The sequence below is a fragment of the Paraburkholderia azotifigens genome (genome assembly GCF_007995085.1).
Taxonomy (GTDB): domain Bacteria; phylum Pseudomonadota; class Gammaproteobacteria; order Burkholderiales; family Burkholderiaceae; genus Paraburkholderia; species Paraburkholderia azotifigens.
Genome location: NZ_VOQS01000001.1, coordinates 1,828,421 through 1,846,681, shown reverse-complemented (window position 1 = coordinate 1,846,681; position 18,261 = coordinate 1,828,421). Strand labels below are relative to the sequence as shown.

Here is an 18,261-nt window from a genome sequence, read left to right as displayed (position 1 = left end):
GGTGCGCCCTACTTGCGCAGTTCCGCGACGAAATCGTAGTAGTCGTTGCGGCAGTAGGTATCGGTGAGTTCGATCGCACGCTGGTCCGCCGTGTAGCCGACGCGCGTGATCAGCAGCAGTGCGTCGTTCGGCGCGATGCTCATCTGCTGCGCGATCTCGTCGCTCGCGTTGACGGCGCGGAAGTGCTGCAGCGCGCGCACGATCGTCAGTCCGCGCTGTTCGAGATACGTGTAGAGCGAATCGCCGATCGCTTGCGGATCGGGAATCACGGAAGCGGGGAAGGTCGAATTCTCGACGGCCATCACGATGCCGTCCGCGAGGCGAAGGCGGCGCAGACGCGTCACGGCAGCGGCGGGTGACAGCCCCAGCTGGATCACTTCATCGCGATTGGCGGGCACGATCTCGCGCGACAGCCATTGCGAACTCGGCGTGAAGCCTCGCCGGCGCAGCATTTCGCTGAAGCTCGACAGACGCGACAGCGGATCTTCATAGCGCGGCGTGATGAAACTGCCGGCGCCTTGCGAGCGCCGAATCAGCCCCTGTTCGACGAGCAGCGCGATCGCCTTGCGTGCGGTGATGCGCGACACGCCGAGCGCATCCGACAACACGCGCTCCGACGGCAGCGCTTCGCCGGCGTTCCAGCGGTTCTCGTGAATGGCTGTGCCGAGCTTGCGGGCGAGCTGAAGATACAGCGGCGTATCGTTTTCCGGGTCCGGGCGCAGATCGCGCCAACGGTCTTCCGAGACTGGGTTCATGTGACGGACGCAAGTAGGGCAAGCGGCAATTCTATGACATTGGCGCGCGGCGTTATAGCGGGGTTTTGCCGGGACGCGGATGCGCGTCGCCATCGGGCGCTACACTCGCTGGACCAGCTGCGGCATTGATCGTCGAGACGCGGCGCATCTTCAATACACCTTCACGACATCACTTGCGAGGACGCAACCATGACGAACGACATCGCCGGCGTGACGCTGCCGGGCGGCGAGCGCATTCCGAAACTCGGGCAGGGCACGTGGGAGATGGGCGAGCACCCGTCGCGCCGCAAAGCGGAAATCGAAGCCGTGCGGGGCGGCATCGAACTCGGCATGACGCTGATCGATACGGCCGAAATGTACGGTGAGGGCGCGACGGAATCGCTGCTCGGCGAAGCGTTGCACGGCCTGCGCGACGACGTGTTTCTGGTCAGCAAGGTCTATCCGCACAACGCGAGCAGGCGCGGCGTGCAGCATGCGTGCGAGCAGTCGTTGAAGCGCCTGAAGACCGATCGCATCGATCTGTATCTGCTGCACTGGCGCGGCTCGATAGCGCTTGAAGAGACCGTTGCGGGTTTCGAGGCGCTGCGGCGTGACGGCAAGATCCGTCACTGGGGCGTGAGCAACTTCGACGTCGACGATATGGAAGAACTCGTCGACGTGCCGGACGGCGATGCCTGCGCGACGAACCAGATTCTCTACAACGTCGCGCGGCGCGGGCCGGAGTTCGATCTGCTGCCGTGGCTCGCGGACCGCAAGATGCCCGCGATGGCGTATAGCCCCGTCGATCACGCGCGTCTGCCAAAGCGCTCGCCGCTCGACGATATCGCGGGCAGGTACGGCGTGTCCGCGTTTCAGGTCGCGCTTGCGTGGGTGCTGCGGCAGCCCGAGGTGTTCGCGATTCCCAAGTCAGGACGCATCGAGCACGTGCGCGACAACCGCCGCGCACTCGACCTGAATCTTGCCGCCGACGACCTCGCCGCGATCGACGCGCACTTTCGTCCGCCGCGCAGCAAGCGGCCGCTCGAGATGCTGTGAGCGGCGCCTGCATTCACTGCTCCAGGCGATGCTTCAGTCGCACGCGTGATGCATATGCACCGAGCCGAGCACGGCGACTTCGGCGGGCGTGCGCTTGAGCGAATCGGCGCTGACCTGGTTCGCGTCCTGAACGAATTCGTCGACGAGCGTCGAGACGGGCACGTCGCGCAGACACAGTGACACGCGCTGCGTTTCCTTCGGGGGCAGCGACGAGCGCTGACTCAGGAACAGCACGCCGTACTGATAGCCGTGGATGATGCCGCGCATCGCGCCGACGCATTGGCCATGCGCGACGTTATCGGACTTCTGCTGGCAGGATTGCGCGAGCGACCAAGCGGAGAAGGTGGGATCGACGGGAGGGGAGGCTTGGGTTTGCGCGGTGTTTTGCGTTGCATTCTGCGCCTGAGCCAGCGACGCGCCACCGAGCAGCGAAGCCATCAGCAGGCAAGACGCGATGCGTGCAACGGGGCGGGGGAAGTGTCGTTGCATATAAGAGGCCTCATATCGAACGTGGAATAGATAGGAGGCGGGCGGGGCGGTTTGGTTCCGGTACACGCTCCTTGCGTGCTATGTCAGACCGGTCTCGTCGCGGATTCGCGTGGGCATCGTTGGGTTATCGGATGCCGGGCCCCAGGCGGTGACGTCCGACCGGGGGATCGGAACGGCACCGTCGACGCTGACAAGGAAGCGTCTCCATGCTGCGCGATCGCCGTCGCGGGAGGGCGGCGCGGGGCGCCGCCAGTCGGATCTAGTGTCCGCTGCCTCCGCCGTGACCGCCGCCCGAGCCGGAGCCTCCGCCGTAGCCACCGCCTTTGCCGAAGCCGCCACCGAAGCCGCCACTTCCAAAACCGCCGCCGAACCCGCCAAAGCCTCCGCCAAAGCCGCCGCTGGGTCCACCATGACCGCTGCCGCCACAACCGCAGCCACTGCCGCCGTTACCACCGCCGCCGTTGCCACCACCGCCGTTACCGCCACCGCCGTTACCACCGCCGCCGTTGCCACCGCCGCCGTTGCCACCGCCGCCGTTGCCACCACCGCCGTTACCACCACCGCCGTTACCACCGCCGCCGTTACCACCACCGCCGTTACCACCGCCGCCGTTGCCGCCGCCGCCGTTGCCGCCGCCGCCGTTGCCGCCACCGCCGTTACCGCCACCGCCTTTACCGCCGCCGCCGTTACCACTACCGCCACTCCCACCACCACCCGAATTGCCACTCGAACCCGCCGCAGCCCCAAAACCCCCGCCGCCCGAACTCGATCCCGACGATCCCGCCGCACCCGCCCCTGCGCTCGCGCTGCCACCACCCCGCCCGCCACTGGGCGAGCAGTTGCCTGCATTGCCGATACATGTCCTGAGGAGAAAGACGGACGCCGCGTCGTCGGCGGCCGTCGTCGTGCCTGACGCCGCGCCCGTCGATGGGGTATCGCCGGCAGCAGCTTGCATCGCCGCCGGCGCGCCGCTGGCGGGCAGTGGCGCATCGGCTGTGACGATCCACTTCGGGATCACGTCTTCGGTGGATGCAGCCTGAACCCACTGGGCCGCTACGAGAGCCCCCGCGCCAACCATGAGGGTTGCCGTACCCCGTTTAACCTTGTAGTAGTACGTATTAATCATGTTGGTCTTCATCGCACCTCTCCCGAGGAAACGACGCCCCGCAGCCGTCATTCCTTGTTCACTGCTTATGGCGTTGTTCTTTAAGAGGCCGGTTGGCAGCGGGCGAGCTATGCTGCTCGTTGCAGTCGCGGCGCGTGCCGTTATTTGTGGCACGTCGCGCGCTCCTGCCTCCCATCCCGCTGCCTGCGGCTTCTTGTTTCTGCGTGACGTTCATCATCGAACGTGGGATCGACTGTCTTTTCTTTGCGCCGTTGCGTCGTTCGTGTACCGGCGTGAAGTCGCGGAGCCCTGGGTTTTGTCGATCCCAACGCAACCCCATGCGTGAGCGTCATTTAGCGATAAACATGCCATTGCGCGCAGACGCCCGCCGCGCGTGGCATTTGCATGACAGCCGTATTGCACGGGCAGCGAAACGCGCAAAAAACGTTTCGCGCCTGAAACGCACGCATCGAAACACGCTGTTTTTCGTTTCAACGCGCGATGCAGCAGCGAATCGGCGAGCGAGGATCAGTTGCGCTGTTGAAGCGTACGCAGTTCGTCGACGGGGATATGGCAGCGTATGCGATGGCCGTTGCCGGCCTCGGCGTGCGGCGGATCCTGCTGTTCGCAGATCGCGCCGAGCTTGCGCGGACAGCGCGTATGAAACACGCAGCCCGAGGGCGGCGCGGCGGGACTCGGCAGTTCGCCGGACAGATGGATGCGCTGCCTCTTCGCGTTGCCGGGTGTGTCGCCATCGTGCAGATCGAGCGCCGGCACCGACGACAGCAGCGCTTCCGTATAAGGATGATGCGGCCCGTCGAACACGGCCGCCGCGGGCCCGATCTCGAGCAGGCGGCCCACATACAGCACGGCGATGCGGTCGGACAGATAGCGCACGACATTCAGATCGTGCGAGATGAACACGTAGCTCACGCCGCGATCGCGTTGCAGATCCGCGAGCAGATTGAGGATCGCGGCTTGCACCGAGACGTCGAGCGCGGAGGTCGGCTCGTCGCACACGACGATGCGCGGATCACCCGCAAACGCGCGTGCAATCGCGACGCGCTGCTTCAGGCCGCCCGACAGTTGCCGCGTGCGCGACGTCAGATAGCGGTCAGGCAGCCGCACCGCTTGCGCCAGCGACTCGAGCCGTGCCTCGCGCGCATCGCCGCGCAGCGCGGACAGACGCGACAGCGCGCGTCCGATCAGCCGCCGCACCGAATGCGCGCGATTGAGCGCCGAATCGGGATTCTGGAACACGATCTGCAGCGACTTCACCTGATCGTCGTTGCGGCTCGTGACGCGCGCCGGCAGCGGCGCGCCGTCGAGTTCGAGCACGCTGCCCGCATCGGGCGATACGAGGCCGAGCAGCAGCTTTGCGAGCGTCGTCTTGCCGCTGCCCGATTCGCCGACGAGACCGAGCGTCTCGCCCTTCGCAAGTTCGAGCGAGACATCGTCGACGGCACGCAGCGCCGCGCCCGCGATATGGAAGGTCTTCGAGACGTTTTTCGCGCGCAGCACGGGCGACGCGTCGTACGCGATGCGCGCGTTCGCGGACGCTTCGACAGGCGTCATGCGCGGCAAGTCGATAGCGCGCTCGTGATAATGACAACGCGACATCTGATCGCCATACTGCGCACTCACGCGATAAGGCGGCGGTGCTTCGCGCCGGCAGCGGTCGTCGGCGAGACGGCAGCGCTCCCGATACACGCAGCCCTGCGTGACGGAACCCGGCTGCGGCAGACTCCCCGCAATCGTGTCGAGACGGTCAGTGTCCTTGCTGCGGCCGACGGTCGGCAGACAGCGCAGCAGGCCGACCGTGTACGGATGCCGCGGCCGCGCGAACACGTCCTGCGTCGCGCCTTCCTCGACGAGCTTGCCCGCGTACAGCACGCCGACGCGCTCGCACATCCTGCCGATCACCGCGAGGTTGTGGCTGATGAAGAGCACGGCCGTGTGGAATTCGTCTCGCAGCTGCGCGACGAGATCGAGCACTTCGGCCTCGACGGTTGCGTCGAGTCCCGTGGTCGGTTCGTCGAGAATCAGCAGCGCGGGTTTCGACGCGAGCGCCATTGCGATCACGACGCGCTGCTGCATGCCGCCCGACAACTGATGCGGATAACTATCCATCACGCGTTCCGGCTCGGCGATGCGCACCTTGCGCAGGATCTCGGCCGTCTGCCGCAGCGCGTCGTCGTATGAAGCGCCCGAGGCCTCGAATGCTTCGGCGACCTGGCGCGCAACCGTCAGCGACGGATTGAGCGCGCGCGACGGATCCTGATACACCATCGATATGCTGTTCGCACGCAGCTTTCGCAAGGCGGCGGCATCGAGCGCATTCACGTCCTTGCCCGCGATCGAAATGCGGCCCGCCTTCACGCGTCCGTTGCGCGCCAGATAGCGCAGCGTCGCCATCGCGACCGTCGACTTGCCGCAGCCCGATTCGCCGACGAGCCCATATGATTCGCCGCGTTTGATGCGGAACGACACGTCCTGCAGCACCTCGCGTTCGCGTCCGCGCGTGCGATACGCAACCGTGAGTCCGACGATGGTGAGCGCGTCCGACTGCTCGCTCTTCGACACGTCGAACGCAGGAAACGAGGCAGGTGGAGGAGGAGACGGGCCGTTCATGCGTCGACGGCTCCTTGCACGGCATCCGCGATCAGGTTCACGCCGACCACGAGCGAGGCGATCGCGGCGGCATCGAACACGACTGTCCACCATGCGCCGCCCGCCATCAGCGTGTACGACTCGGAAAGCGCGAGCCCCCAGTCGGCGGAAGGCGGCTGGATGCCGAAGCCGAGAAAGGACAGCGTCGCGACGGCGAAGATCGCGTAGCCGAGGCGCACCGTCGCTTCGACGATGATGGGCGGCAGCACGTTCGGCAGAATCTCCGCGAACATGATGTAGAACGCGTTTTCGCCGCGCAACTGGGCGGCGTCCACGTAGTCGAGATGACGTTCCGCGAACACGGCGGCGCGCACCGTGCGGGCCGTGATCGGCGTGAACGTGATGCCGATCACGAGGATCACCGTGAAGTTCGACGCGCCCACGGCGGCGAGCGCAAGCAGCGCGACGATCACTAGCGGCAATGCGAGCACGGCATCGATCGCGCGGCCGACCACGTTGTCGACCCAGCCGTCGAAGTAGCCGACGATAAGACCGAGCGCCGTTCCCGCGAGCGTGCCGAGCAGCGTCGCGAGCGGTGCGATGGTCAGGATGTCGCGCGCGCCGACGATCACGCGCGACAGCACATCGCGGCCGAGTTGATCGGTGCCGAACCAGTGACCGTGCGCGGGCGGCGCGAGCGAGTTCAACGGGTCGGACGCGTACGGATCGAGCGGCGCGATCCACAAGCCCGCCATCGCGCACACGACCCACCACAGCACGATCAGCGCGCCCACGATGAAGGTCGGCGAACGCAGCAAGGCGCGCAGCACGTCATGGCGGCTGTCGCGCGCGCGCGGCGTCGACGGCGGGACGGGTTGATCCGGTGTATCCGGCGTATTGGGTGTATTGGGCGCGGAAGGCGTGGTCGTGCTCATTCGGCGCTCCGCACGCGCAGACGCGGATTGAGCAGCACGTACAGCCCGTCGGCGACGAGATTGGCGACGGTGTAGACGACGCCGACCGTCAGCACGCCCGCTTCGAGCATCGGAAAGTCCTTTGCCTTCGCGGCGTTGTAGATCAGCGAGCCGATGCCCTGATAGTGGAATAGCGTCTCCACGACGACGAGTCCGCCGATCATGTAGCCGAGCTGCGTCGCGGCGACGGTGATGGTCGGCAGCAACGCGTTGCGCAGCACGTGCCGGAAGATCACGATATGCGGCGGCAGTCCCTTGAGGATCGCGGTGCGCGTGTAGTCGGCATCGAGCGCTTCGACAGTGCCCGCGCGCGCCATCCTCGCGATGTAGCCGAAGAACACGAACACGAGCGGCAGCACGGGCAGCATCAGATGCTTCAGTTGCGTGAAGATGCCCGCGTCGGGCGGGTACGTCGCGTCGATGGGCAGCCATTGCAGCCACACGCCGAAGATCAGAATCAGCACGATCGACGACACGAACTCCGGCACGACGGTCGCCGACAAGCCCGCGATGCTGATCGTGCCGTCGAGCCAGCGTCCCGCGTGCATCGCGGCCCACACGCCGCCCGCGATGCCGAGCGGCACGACCACGACGAACGCGAGCAGGCCGAGCTTCGCCGAATTCGCCAGCGCGCTGCCGATGAACTGCGCGACGGGTTCGCGGAAGATATAGGACACGCCCATGTCGCCTCGCACGAAATGGGTGATCCATTGCGTGTACTGCGTGAGAAGCGGCCGGTCCGCGCCCAGCTGATGATTGAGCGCGGCGACGGCGCGCGCATCGGCGAGCGGGCCGAGAATCGCGCGGCCGATATCGCCCGGCAGCAGCTGGCCGCCCGCGAACACGATCACCGACAGCAGCCACAGCGTGATCAGCGACAGCCCGACGCGCGTCGCCACGAAGCGCGCGACACGCGCCGCGCCGCCTGTGCCGCGAGCCACGGATGATGAGGAAACCGTCGTCGCCATCGTTATCCCCTGGCTATCCCTTGCTCGCCGCGACGCGCGCGATCAGCCCGCGAGCGTCGCGCGATCGAAATACAGCTGCGCGATTGCGGTGAAGCGTACGCCGTTCAGCTGCTTGCGCGCGGCGATCAGCTGATCGTAGAAGAACGGAAAGATCACGGGCGTTTCGTCGAGCAAGAGCGTCTGGATCTGCGCGGACACTTTCTTCTGCGCGGCGATGTCGAGGGCTGCGACGTAGTCGGCGACCAGCTTGTCGTACTGCGGGTTCTTGAAGTGCGCGGCGTTCCACGTGCCGCCGCTCGTCAACGGCGCGCTCAGGAACACGTTCGGCACGCCGCGGCTGCCGTAGTCGGTGATGCCGAGGGGGGAATCGAGCCAGTCCGACTTGCCCGGCGTGCCCGAACCGTAGTACTGCGACTGGCTCTCCACTTTCAGATTGATGCGGATGCCGACGGCCTTCGCGTAGTTTTGCACGACCACGGCAAGGTCGGGAATCTCCATGTACTTTTCGGTCGTCAGCGTCACGTCGAAGCCGTTCGGCATGCCCGCCGCCGCAAGCAACTGCTTCGCCTTCGCGACGTCGATCTTGCGCTGCGGCACGCCCGCATCCGAAGACGGAAACGCGGGCGCAAACGGGCTGTCGTTGCCGACCTGCGCACGGCCCTTGAAGAGACCCTTGACGATCACGTCGCGATCGAGCGACAGCGCGAGCGCCTGGCGCACGCGCTTGTCCTTGAACTGCGGGCTGTCGACGCGCATGTGGATCTGTCGATGCGCGCTCGACTTCACACCGATCACCTTGAACTCGGGGTTGTTGATCAAACCTTGGCCGCCCTGCACGGTGAAGGTGCCCATCACGTCGGCCTGATGGCCTTGCAGCGCGAGAATCTGCGCCTGCTGGTCCGCATAGAACGTGAACTGCACGCGCTGCGGCAAGGCCTTGTCGCCCCAATAGTCGGGATTGCGCACGAACGACGCGCCCACTTTCGCCTGATACTTCTCGAGCTTGAACGGGCCCGTGCCGATGAAGGTCTTCTCGTAATTGCCCGCGTAGTTCGCGGGCAGGATCACGGCGTTGTAGTTGTCCGAGGAGACGTAGTACGGGAAGTTACCGTTGGGCGCATCGAGATGGAACGCGACCGTGTGTTCGTCGACGACCTTCGTGTTGCCCTTCGACAGCACGCCCTTCAAGGTCGACAGCGCAGCCGAGCCGGCGGCGGGATCGGCAAGACGGTCGAAGGTCGCGGCGACGTCCTTCGCGGTGAAGGACTGGCCGTCGTGAAACTTCACGTTCTCGCGCAGCTTGAAGGTCCACACGTCGCCCTTGTCGTTCGGCTTCCACGACAGTGCGAGCGCGGGCTTGAGCGTCTGCTTTTCGCCGTCGTCGTCGATCAGGAATTCGCCCGTCTGATTGAGCAGGCAGAGGCTGGCGGCGTCGGTGACCGTCATTGGATCGACGGCGCCCGCGGGCGTCAGATGCGCGACGCGGATCGTCGCGTTGGCGCCCGCTGCGCCCTGGGCGCGCGCGCTGCGCGGCGCGAGGAGGCTGCCGCCCGCGAGCGACATCCCCATCACGCTGGCATAGCGCAGCAGTTCGCGGCGCGTCAGTCGGCCGGCGAGGAATTCGTCGATGGCGTGGTTGCCGTGGGCGTTGGCGCTGAGGCGCGTCGCATCCAGGTCAGCTGATTCGGCCAGGCGAGGCGCAAAACGCGGGTCCGCGGAATTCTTCATCGATGGTGGGTCCGATCCGTTCTGTTGGGACGCCGTGCGCAAAGGCGCGGGCGCTGCGGTGGTACTGCGATCACGATGCGGGTTCAGTGTAAGCGATTGCCCCCGAATTAGGAGCATTCGCTACCGCGCACGGTTCCCTTCAGACGAATCCGCGCCGAGAGTTGTGTCGTACGCACAACGGCGCGGCGTCGGGACGACTGTCCGGCGGCGCGTTGCGGCGCATGTTCCGATGCTCGGGCGTCGGAGCGCCGTGCCCGTGCGATGGTGGTTCGCTAATGGCTGGCCGCTGCGGGCCGGCGCCAGCGATGAAACAGGATCGAGCCGATCCAGCACAGCATGAACACGCTGACGATGCCGTAGCCGAGCATCCCGAAGCGCTCGTTGACGGCCGCCACCGCGTCCCATGCGCCGCCGCTGAGTTGCAGCTTGTCTGCTAGCAATCCGAGTGCCTCGATGCCGCCGATCGCGATCGCGACGACGGCCGACACGAACGTGATGCTGGCGTTGTAGTAGAGCTTGCGCTTGGGGTCGTCCATTGCCCAGCTGTACGCGTGAACCATCAGTACGTTGTCGGTCGAGTCGACGAGCGTCATGCCTGCCGTGAAGAGCGCGGGAAACACGAGGATCGAGTAGAGCGGCAGGCCTTTGCCCGCTTCGGCTGCTGCGATGGCGAGCAGACCGATTTCGGTTGCCGTGTCGAAGCCAAGGCCGAACAGCACGCCGACGGGGTACATGTGCCAGCTCTTCGTGACGAGCCTGAACAGCGGTTTGAGCGCGCGCGACAGCAGGCCGGCGGGCGCGCCGCGTGCGGCGTCTTCGTGGGTCGGTTGTCCGCCTTGTTGCACATGCCGGTAGCGGCGCCACACGTCGCGCAGGATCACGAGGTTCACGCCCGCGAGCACGAGCAGAAAGAAGGACGACACGAGCGTGCCGATGGTCCCGCCGACGGCATGCAATGCCTCGAAGCGCCCGTGCAGCGACAGCGCCGTCAATGCGATGCCGACGGTGGCCGCGATCACGATGCTCGAATGCCCGAGGGAGAACGCGAGTCCGACGCCGAGCGGCCGCTTGCCTTCCTGCATCAGCTTGCGCGTGACGGCGTCGATGGCGGCGATGTGATCGGCGTCGACGGCATGGCGCAGACCGAATCCATACGCGAGCAACGCGGTGCCGAGCAGCAGCGGATAGTGGCGAAACGCGATCAGCGCCCACGCCCACGCGGCGAGATTGGCGGCGATCAGTCCGGCGTACAGCGTGAGGAGGCGGAGGCGCAGGGAGAGAGTCGGCGTCATGTGGGCGGGGCAGGGGCTTCAGTGATCGTGCGGGTGTTTGTGGATGGGATCGACCCAGTAGACGGTTTCGGGTTGTTCGACGGCATCGATGTTGAGGTTCACGACGACGGCTTCGTTGTCGCTGCGCACGAGCACGCATTCGAGGGGATCGTCTGTGCTGGCGTTGATTTCCTGATGCGGCACGTAGGGCGGCACGAAGATGAAGTCGCCGGGGCCGGCTTCGGCGGTGAACTCGAGGTGTTCGCCCCAGCGCATTCTTGCGTGGCCGCGCACGACGTAAATCACGCTTTCCAGTGCGCCGTGGTGGTGGGCGCCTGTTTTTGCATTTGGATGGATCGTTACCGTGCCGGCCCAGATTTTTTGAGCGCCTACGCGGGCGGCGTTGATCGCTGCTGCGCGGTTCATGCCTGGGGTTTGTGGCGTGTTCGTGTCCAGCTGGTCGCCTTTGATGACTTTCACGCCGTTGGTGCGCCAGTCTGTCGGCGCTTGATGATCGTCGTCGTGGGACATTTTTTTCGTCTCCTTGCCGGTTTGTTTTGCCATTCTGGCATGGTCAAAATGTTGGTGCCTTGGGCGGCACGGGTGTTGGTTTCTTTTGTGCTGTGCTGTGCTGCGCTGGCGTCCGCGATTTCGTAGCGGTGCTTCATGCGTTGCCCCTGTGCGGGGCGGCACCTACTTTTCTTTGCAGCGGCAAAGAAAAGTAGGCAAAAGAAAGCCGCTCACCCCGCCAGTTCTTGTGTTTGCCTGCGGGCCCCCCACGGGTCCCGCTCTCCAGACGGCATCGCGCTGTCTCACGCCCGTTGCCAGCGTACTAACTCACGCCTCACCCGCTTCACCTACCCACGTCACGTTTCGCTTTACCAGAAAGTCCACGGCCGCCCAGGTGGCAAACGGTGTGTAGGCGGTCGCGACGTAAGTGCACCACTCCGGACTGAAAAGCGGGATCGGTGTCGTAGGAGCGCCAGCGTAAGAGGTGCGACAACCTACACACCGTTTGCCACCTGGGCGGCGCAGGCGAATCGCTGCCGCTGGCTGCGCTACGGGTGATTGGAGAGGGTGATGCGCCGGTTAAAGGCGCTGGCAACGCACATGGGATAGCGCGTTGCCGTCTGGAGTGCGGGACCCGTGGGGGCCCGCAGGCAAACACAAGGATTGGCGGGGTGAGCGGCTTTCTTTTGCCTACTTTTCTTTGCCGCTGCAAAGAAAAGTAGGTGCCGCCCCGCACAGGGGCAACGCCTGAAGCACCGATACGAATTCGCGGATGCCAGCGCAGCAAAAAAAAGCCCGTCCAAAAAGAACGGGCCCTCACGCAAGGCAAAACAAAAAAACTACTTGGATTTCGAATTAATAATGGCTTCCGACACGTTGTTCGGCGTCTCAGCGTACTGCTTGAACTCCATCGTATAAGTAGCACGCCCCTGCGTGAGAGAGCGCAGTGAAGTCGAATACCCGAACATCTCGGACAGCGGCACTTCGGCACGCACGAGCTTGCCGCCGCCACCGGCAATATCCTCCATCCCCTGCACAATCCCACGACGGCCCGACAGATCGCCCATCACGTTACCCATGAAGTCTTCAGGCGTCTCCACTTCGACGGCCATCATCGGTTCGAGCAGCACAGGCTTCGCCTTGCGCATCGCTTCCTTGAACGCCATCGAACCAGCCATGCGGAACGCGTTTTCGTTCGAGTCGACGTCGTGGTACGAACCGAAAGTCAGCGTCACCTTCACGTCCACGACAGGATAGCCCGCCAGCACGCCCGCCTTCAGCGTCTCCTGAATGCCCTTGTCGACGGCAGGAATGAACTCGCGTGGAATCACGCCGCCCTTGATCGCGTCGATGAACTCATAGCCCTTGCCCGGATCGGGTTCGAGCGAGATCACCGCGTGACCGTACTGGCCTCGGCCACCCGACTGCTTGACGAACTTGCCTTCGACATCCTCGACCTTCGTGCGCACCGTCTCGCGATACGCAACCTGCGGCTTGCCCACCGTCGCCTCGACGCCGAATTCGCGCTTCATCCGGTCGACGAGAATTTCCAGGTGCAGCTCGCCCATGCCCGAGATGATCGTCTGGCCGGATTCTTCATCCGTTTGCACGCGGAAAGACGGGTCTTCCTGCGCAAGACGGTTCAGCGCGATGCCCATCTTTTCCTGGTCGACCTTCGTCTTCGGCTCGACGGCCTGAGAGATCACCGGCTCCGGGAAAATCATCCGCTCGAGGATGATGATGTTGTTCGGATCACACAAGGTATCGCCCGTCGTCGCTTCCTTCAGGCCGACAGCCGCCGCGATGTCGCCCGCGCGCACTTCCTTGATTTCCTTGCGCTCGTTCGCGTGCATCTGAAGAATACGGCCGAGGCGCTCTTTCTTTTCCTTCACCGGGTTGTAGACGGTGTCGCCCGATTCGACGACGCCCGAGTACACGCGGAAGAAAATCAGCTGGCCGACGAACGGGTCCGTCATGATCTTGAACGCGAGCGCCGAGAACGGCTCGTCGTCGCTCGGATGACGCTCCGCTTCCTTGTCGTCTTCCGTGTGACCCAGAATGGCGGGCACGTCGACAGGCGAGGGCAGATAGTCGATCACGGCGTCGAGCATCGCCTGCACGCCCTTGTTCTTGAACGCGCTGCCGCACAGCATCGGCACGATCTCGTTGCCGATCGTGCGCTTGCGCAGGCCCGCCTTGATCTCGTCTTCCGTCAGGCTCTCGTGATCGGTCAGGTACTTTTCGAGCATTTCTTCACTCGATTCCGCCGCCGCCTCGACCATCTTCTCGCGCCACTCGTGCGCGAGTTCCTTCAGGTTGTCGGGGATCTCTTCGTACGTGAACTTGATGCCCTGGCTTTCGTCGTCCCACACGATCGCCTTCATCTTCACGAGATCGACGACGCCCTGGAAATGCTCTTCCGCGCCGATGGGAATCTGGATGGGCACGGCCACGCCCTTCAGGCGCTCGCCGATCTGCTTCTGCACGCGGAAGAAGTCCGCGCCCACGCGGTCCATCTTGTTGACGAACGCGATGCGCGGCACCTTGTACTTGTTCGCCTGACGCCACACGGTTTCGGACTGCGGCTGCACGCCGCCGACCGAGTCGTAGACCATGCACGCGCCGTCGAGCACGCGCATCGAGCGTTCGACTTCGATTGTGAAGTCGACGTGTCCCGGCGTGTCGATGATGTTGATCCGGTGCTCCGGATAATTGCCGGCCATGCCTTTCCAGAAGGCCGTCGTGGCCGCCGACGTGATCGTGATGCCGCGCTCCTGCTCCTGTTCCATCCAGTCCATCGTCGCCGCGCCGTCGTGAACCTCGCCGATCTTGTGAGTCACGCCAGTGTAGAAAAGAATGCGTTCGGTGGTGGTGGTCTTGCCGGCATCGATGTGAGCACTGATACCGATGTTCCGATATCGCTCGATAGGAGTCTTGCGGGGCACGTGAACCTCCATGAGTTGGCGCGCCGGTGAATGGTGCCGGGCCGTCCGCGGTCATCTGCTGCGCGGCCCGGACGATCTCGGTGCTGCTGGTGAGACTATAAGAATAGCGTGTCGTCCCCGCTTTTGCAGGAATCCTGCCAGGAAGCGCGAAGCGCCGGGTTTGCCGGGCCTCGTAGCGTAGCGGAGCGGACGCAAAAAAGCCGGCGCGCCTTGCGGCTGCGCCGGCTGTCGCTCCAGCTCGTGACCTGGACGTGCGGTGCGGCCGCTTATTGCGGCGCAGGCAGGCCCTGCATCTTCATGCCGGGCTTGATGCCCTTCGATGTGAACCAGCCCTTGCTCATTTCGAGCGCGTACACACCATTGTTTTTCGGGCAATGGTTGTTGGTCGTTTCCGCCTGCATCTCGTCGATGTCGGTGATCGTGCCGTCTGCTCGCATGAAGGCGATCGACAGCGGAATCAGCGTGTTCTTCATCCAGAAGCAATGCACGGCGTTCTCGCCGAACACGAAGAGCATCCCTTCGTTCGGCGCGAGTTGCGTGCGGTACATCAGGCCTTGCTCGCGATCGGCATCGTTGGCGGCCACGGCTGCATCGATCACGAACATGCCTGCCGTGAGTTTTGCGCGCGGGAAATCGCCGGGTTGTTTCGCGCCCTGCGGCATCTGCTGCGCATGAGCGTCTTGCGCGGACATCGCCGCGAACGACACAGCCGACAACGCGGCAACAGGCAATGCAACTGCAATCGCGAAGCGCGCGATCAACGAGCGCAATGAAAATCGCACGGCGTAGCTCCTTGCTGAATATGAATCGCGAATGTTACGCGAGCGCGTCAAAAACAAAAAGGCAGAGAGCCTTGCGGCCATCTGCCTTTCAACGCCGTAAGAACGGCAAACTGCTAGTTCTTGACTGCGTTATTGCAACAAACTTATTCCGACGCTGCCGAAGCTGCTGCTGCCGGAGCTGCCTTCTTGTGCGACTTCTTGTGCGAAACCTTCTTCGTTGCCTTGTGCGACGAAGCTGCTGCTGCGGGAGCTGCCGAAGCTGCTTCCGGTGCCGAAGCTTGTGCGAATGCTGCCGTTGCGAAGAGACCAGCGACCAGAGCGGCGATCAGTTTGTTCATTTTGCGAATCCTCAGCTTTAGATAAATAACCAAATGACCCGGTTAGATTGAGTCATGTCGTTAAACGTGCCATCCACCTTTCGGTTGACATCCGCATCGAAGAAAATTTTCTTTGCGGCTGCTAGCGTTCAGACACCTTCGTACACGTCGTTGGAGCGACTTGTGCAAAGGCTCTTGAGGCTGAATGCCGGACAGCGTCAGCGGCATCTGCGTGGACTAACGCATGAACGCGCGACGCGGTTGACGAAAATTTTCAGGAATTTTTCCAAGTGTGATAACGCGTCGCAGAGTGGCCGATTTAGCGCTGCTTTAGCGTCGATTTTGTTCTTTGCAAGCGTATTTTCAATTTGATGCAATTGCGTGCAAAACGCATGTCGATACAACGGCTTAGCAATATATCGACATTCGCATTCGCAGGTGCGCGGGTTGCTACGCGACGCCGTCCCACGGCGCGCGCGAAGATAGCGCGAGGCTCTCGCCGGGCTGCAGCCCGAGCGAAAAAATATCGAGCGCGCCGATACCGACACGCACGAGACGCAGCGTCGGAAAGCCGACGGCCGCCGTCATGCGGCGCACCTGGCGGTTCTTGCCTTCGGTGATCGACAGTTCGATCCATGTCGTGGGAATGGCCGCGCGATATCGAATGGGCGGCGTGCGATCCCATAGTGCGTCACCCGGTTCGACGAATTCTGCGCGGCAAGGACGCGTGACGTAATCGCGCAGATCGACGCCGCGCGCAAGCGCCTTCAGATGTTGATCCGTCGGCGCGCCTTCCACTTGCGCCCAATACCTCTTCACCAGTTTGTGCCTGGGTTCCGCGATACGCGCCTGCAATGCGCCATCGTCGGTGAGCAGCAGCAGACCTTCGCTATCGGAATCGAGCCGGCCGGCGGGATAGACACCGGGCAACTTCACCCAGTCGGCCAGCGATGCGCGCGTTTCATGCGCCGAAAACTGGCAGATCGTGCCGAAGGGTTTGTTGAGAGCGAGCAGAGTCATGCGTGGGAGGAGCGAAGAGCGGGGCCATCGATAACGGATGGCGGAATCTTAACGCATGAGCGGGCAGGCTAATTTCCATGTCTTATATAAGACATGGTTCATCAAACACGGCGGTGCCGCGCAGCCGCCCGGGTACGTGCACGTCCCGAGCGCGGCCTGGTGCCGACGTGGGCTAGAATAACCGCCTGGCCGCTTGTTGCATCGGTATCTGGCATCAGCACTCGCATCGGCGTGGCGCTGCGTCGCGCGCAAGAGAAGCGCCCCGGTTTCGCATTTCCAACCTGCTCTCACAGTACAGCTATCACTGGAGTCCGATCATGGCGTATCAGCACATCACGGTTCCGGCTGACGGTGACAAGATCACCGTCAACCCGGATTTCTCGCTCAACGTTTCCGATCAGCCGATCATTCCGTACATCGAAGGCGACGGTACGGGTGTCGACATCACGCCCGTGATGATCAAGGTCGTCGATGCAGCCGTCGAAAAGGCATACGGCGGCAAGCGGAAGATCCACTGGATGGAAATCTTCGCGGGCGAGAAGGCGACCAGGGTCTATGGTCCCGACGTGTGGCTGCCCGATGAAACGCTGGAGGTCGTGAAGGACTACATCGTGTCGATCAAGGGGCCGCTCACGACGCCCGTCGGCGGCGGCATCCGCTCGCTGAACGTCACGCTGCGCCAGGAACTCGATCTGTATGTGTGCCTGCGTCCCGTGCAGTATTTCAAGGGCGTGCCGTCGCCGCTGCGCGAGCCGGAGAAGGTCAACATGGTGATCTTCCGCGAGAACTCGGAAGACATCTACGCGGGTATCGAATGGCCGGCCGGGTCGCCCGAGGCGAAGAAGGTCATTCAGTTCCTGCGCGAAGAAATGGGCGTGAAGAAGATCCGCTTCCCGGACTCGTCGGGTCTCGGCGTGAAGCCGGTGTCGCGCGAAGGCACCGAGCGTCTGGTGCGCAAGGCGATCCAGTATGCGCTCGACAACGATCGACGCACGGTCACACTGGTGCACAAGGGCAACATCATGAAGTACACGGAAGGCGCATTCCGTGACTACGGCTATGCGCTCGCGCAGAAGGAGTTCAACGCGGAGCTGATCGACGGCGGTCCGTGGATGAAGGTGAAGAATCCGAAGACGGGCAACGACGTGGTCGTGAAGGACGTGATCGCCGATGCTTTCCTGCAGCAGATCCTGTTGCGTCCCGCCGAATACGACGTGATCGCGACGCTGAACCTGAACGGCGACTACATCTCCGACGCGCTCGCTGCGCAGGTCGGTGGCATCGGCATCGCGCCGGGCGCGAACATGTCCGACTCCGTCGCGATGTTCGAAGCCACGCACGGCACGGCGCCGAAGTATGCAGGCAAGGACTACGTGAATCCGGGTTCGGAGATTCTGTCGGCGGAAATGATGCTGCGGCATATCGGCTGGACGGAAGCGGCGGATACGATTCTGTCGTCGATGGAAAAGTCGATTCTGTCGAAGCGTGTCACGTACGACTTCGCGCGCCTGATGGAAGGCGCGACGCAGGTGTCGTGCTCGGGGTTCGGTCAGGTGATGATCGAGAACATGTGAGCGCGGTTCGACGCTCTGAATTGCAGTGACGAAACCCCGGCGAGCGCCGGGGTTTCGTTTTGCGTGTCCGCCGGACAGGGCAACGGGGCAACGGGGCAACGCGACTGCGTTATGATCCGTTGGTCCATTCTCTTTGCTCCTGTTCGTATCGGCTCGCATGAAATCGCTGTGGCGCATT

16 protein-coding genes are annotated in these 18,261 nt (G+C 63.7%); 3 read left to right on the top strand and 13 right to left on the bottom strand.

The window, feature by feature from the left end; translation table 11 throughout:
* Nucleotides 1–8: 8 nt before the first annotated feature.
* Nucleotides 9–755, bottom strand: coding sequence for a GntR family transcriptional regulator (locus tag FRZ40_RS08210; RefSeq protein WP_028364610.1), 747 nt, complete (start codon nt 753–755; stop codon nt 9–11).
* Nucleotides 756–944: 189 nt separating this feature from the next.
* On the opposite strand from FRZ40_RS08210, the gene FRZ40_RS08205 reads away from it, so the two are divergent.
* Nucleotides 945–1,790, top strand: coding sequence for an aldo/keto reductase (locus FRZ40_RS08205; RefSeq protein WP_028364611.1), 846 nt, complete (start codon nt 945–947; stop codon nt 1,788–1,790).
* A 33-nt stretch (nt 1,791–1,823) separates the two neighbouring features.
* Here FRZ40_RS08205 and FRZ40_RS08200 read toward each other — a convergent pair whose 3' ends face one another.
* Both FRZ40_RS08200 and FRZ40_RS44695 read right to left on the bottom strand, forming a co-directional pair.
* Complete coding sequence (locus FRZ40_RS08200) at nt 1,824–2,279, bottom strand: hypothetical protein (protein WP_147233830.1); 456 nt, start codon at nt 2,277–2,279, stop codon at nt 1,824–1,826.
* Nucleotides 2,280–2,357: 78 nt separating this feature from the next.
* Nucleotides 2,358–3,005, bottom strand: a complete 648-nt coding sequence (locus FRZ40_RS44695) for a hypothetical protein (protein WP_193566979.1) — start codon at nt 3,003–3,005, stop codon at nt 2,358–2,360.
* Here FRZ40_RS44695 and FRZ40_RS44355 point away from each other — a divergent pair.
* On the top strand, nt 2,999–3,319 hold the full coding sequence (locus tag FRZ40_RS44355) for a hypothetical protein (protein WP_167528625.1): 321 nt from the start codon (nt 2,999–3,001) through the stop codon (nt 3,317–3,319). The genes FRZ40_RS44695 and FRZ40_RS44355 overlap by 7 nt on opposite strands.
* A gap of 593 nt (nt 3,320–3,912) precedes the next feature.
* On the opposite strand, the gene FRZ40_RS08185 is transcribed toward FRZ40_RS44355, so the two are convergent.
* The 10 genes from FRZ40_RS08185 to FRZ40_RS08140 form a co-directional block, all read right to left on the bottom strand.
* Nucleotides 3,913–6,015 carry an ABC transporter ATP-binding protein gene (locus tag FRZ40_RS08185; RefSeq protein ID WP_147233829.1) on the bottom strand — a complete coding sequence of 701 codons (2,103 nt, stop codon included), beginning with the start codon at nt 6,013–6,015 and terminating at the stop codon, nt 3,913–3,915.
* The gene (locus FRZ40_RS08180; protein ID WP_147233828.1) at nt 6,012–6,929 is read right to left on the bottom strand and encodes an ABC transporter permease; all 918 of its coding nucleotides are present in this window, start codon (nt 6,927–6,929) and stop codon (nt 6,012–6,014) included. The genes FRZ40_RS08185 and FRZ40_RS08180 overlap by 4 nt, the downstream gene beginning before the upstream one ends.
* Entirely contained in the window at nt 6,926–7,936 is a 1,011-nt protein-coding gene (locus FRZ40_RS08175) for an ABC transporter permease (RefSeq protein ID WP_028370951.1), read from the bottom strand. Before FRZ40_RS08175 ends, FRZ40_RS08180 begins: the two co-directional genes overlap by 4 nt.
* Nucleotides 7,937–7,978: 42 nt before the next feature.
* Nucleotides 7,979–9,664, bottom strand: coding sequence for an ABC transporter substrate-binding protein (locus FRZ40_RS08170; RefSeq protein WP_028370952.1), 1,686 nt, complete (start codon nt 9,662–9,664; stop codon nt 7,979–7,981).
* A 272-nt stretch (nt 9,665–9,936) separates the two neighbouring features.
* Complete coding sequence (locus FRZ40_RS08165) at nt 9,937–10,956, bottom strand: HoxN/HupN/NixA family nickel/cobalt transporter (protein ID WP_147233827.1); 1,020 nt, start codon at nt 10,954–10,956, stop codon at nt 9,937–9,939.
* Nucleotides 10,957–10,974: 18 nt separating this feature from the next.
* Nucleotides 10,975–11,466 carry a cupin domain-containing protein gene (locus FRZ40_RS08160; RefSeq protein WP_028370954.1) on the bottom strand — a complete coding sequence of 164 codons (492 nt, stop codon included), beginning with the start codon at nt 11,464–11,466 and terminating at the stop codon, nt 10,975–10,977.
* An 818-nt stretch (nt 11,467–12,284) separates the two neighbouring features.
* Nucleotides 12,285–14,390, bottom strand: coding sequence for an elongation factor G (gene fusA, locus FRZ40_RS08155; protein ID WP_028370955.1), 2,106 nt, complete (start codon nt 14,388–14,390; stop codon nt 12,285–12,287).
* 266 nt (nt 14,391–14,656) lie between these two features.
* Nucleotides 14,657–15,172 (bottom strand): DUF192 domain-containing protein, encoded by a 516-nt coding sequence (locus tag FRZ40_RS08150; protein WP_028370956.1) that lies wholly within the window; start codon nt 15,170–15,172, stop codon nt 14,657–14,659.
* Between the two features lie 143 nt (nt 15,173–15,315).
* Nucleotides 15,316–15,510: a hypothetical protein gene (locus tag FRZ40_RS08145; protein WP_028370957.1), complete on the bottom strand. Its 195-nt coding sequence runs from the start codon at nt 15,508–15,510 to the stop codon at nt 15,316–15,318.
* A gap of 429 nt (nt 15,511–15,939) precedes the next feature.
* The gene (locus FRZ40_RS08140; protein WP_147233826.1) at nt 15,940–16,509 is read right to left on the bottom strand and encodes a pseudouridine synthase; all 570 of its coding nucleotides are present in this window, start codon (nt 16,507–16,509) and stop codon (nt 15,940–15,942) included.
* Between the two features lie 317 nt (nt 16,510–16,826).
* Between FRZ40_RS08140 and icd the strand changes: the two genes are divergently transcribed.
* Entirely contained in the window at nt 16,827–18,083 is a 1,257-nt protein-coding gene (gene icd, locus FRZ40_RS08135; RefSeq protein ID WP_147233825.1) for an NADP-dependent isocitrate dehydrogenase, read from the top strand.
* Nucleotides 18,084–18,261 lie beyond the last annotated feature (178 nt).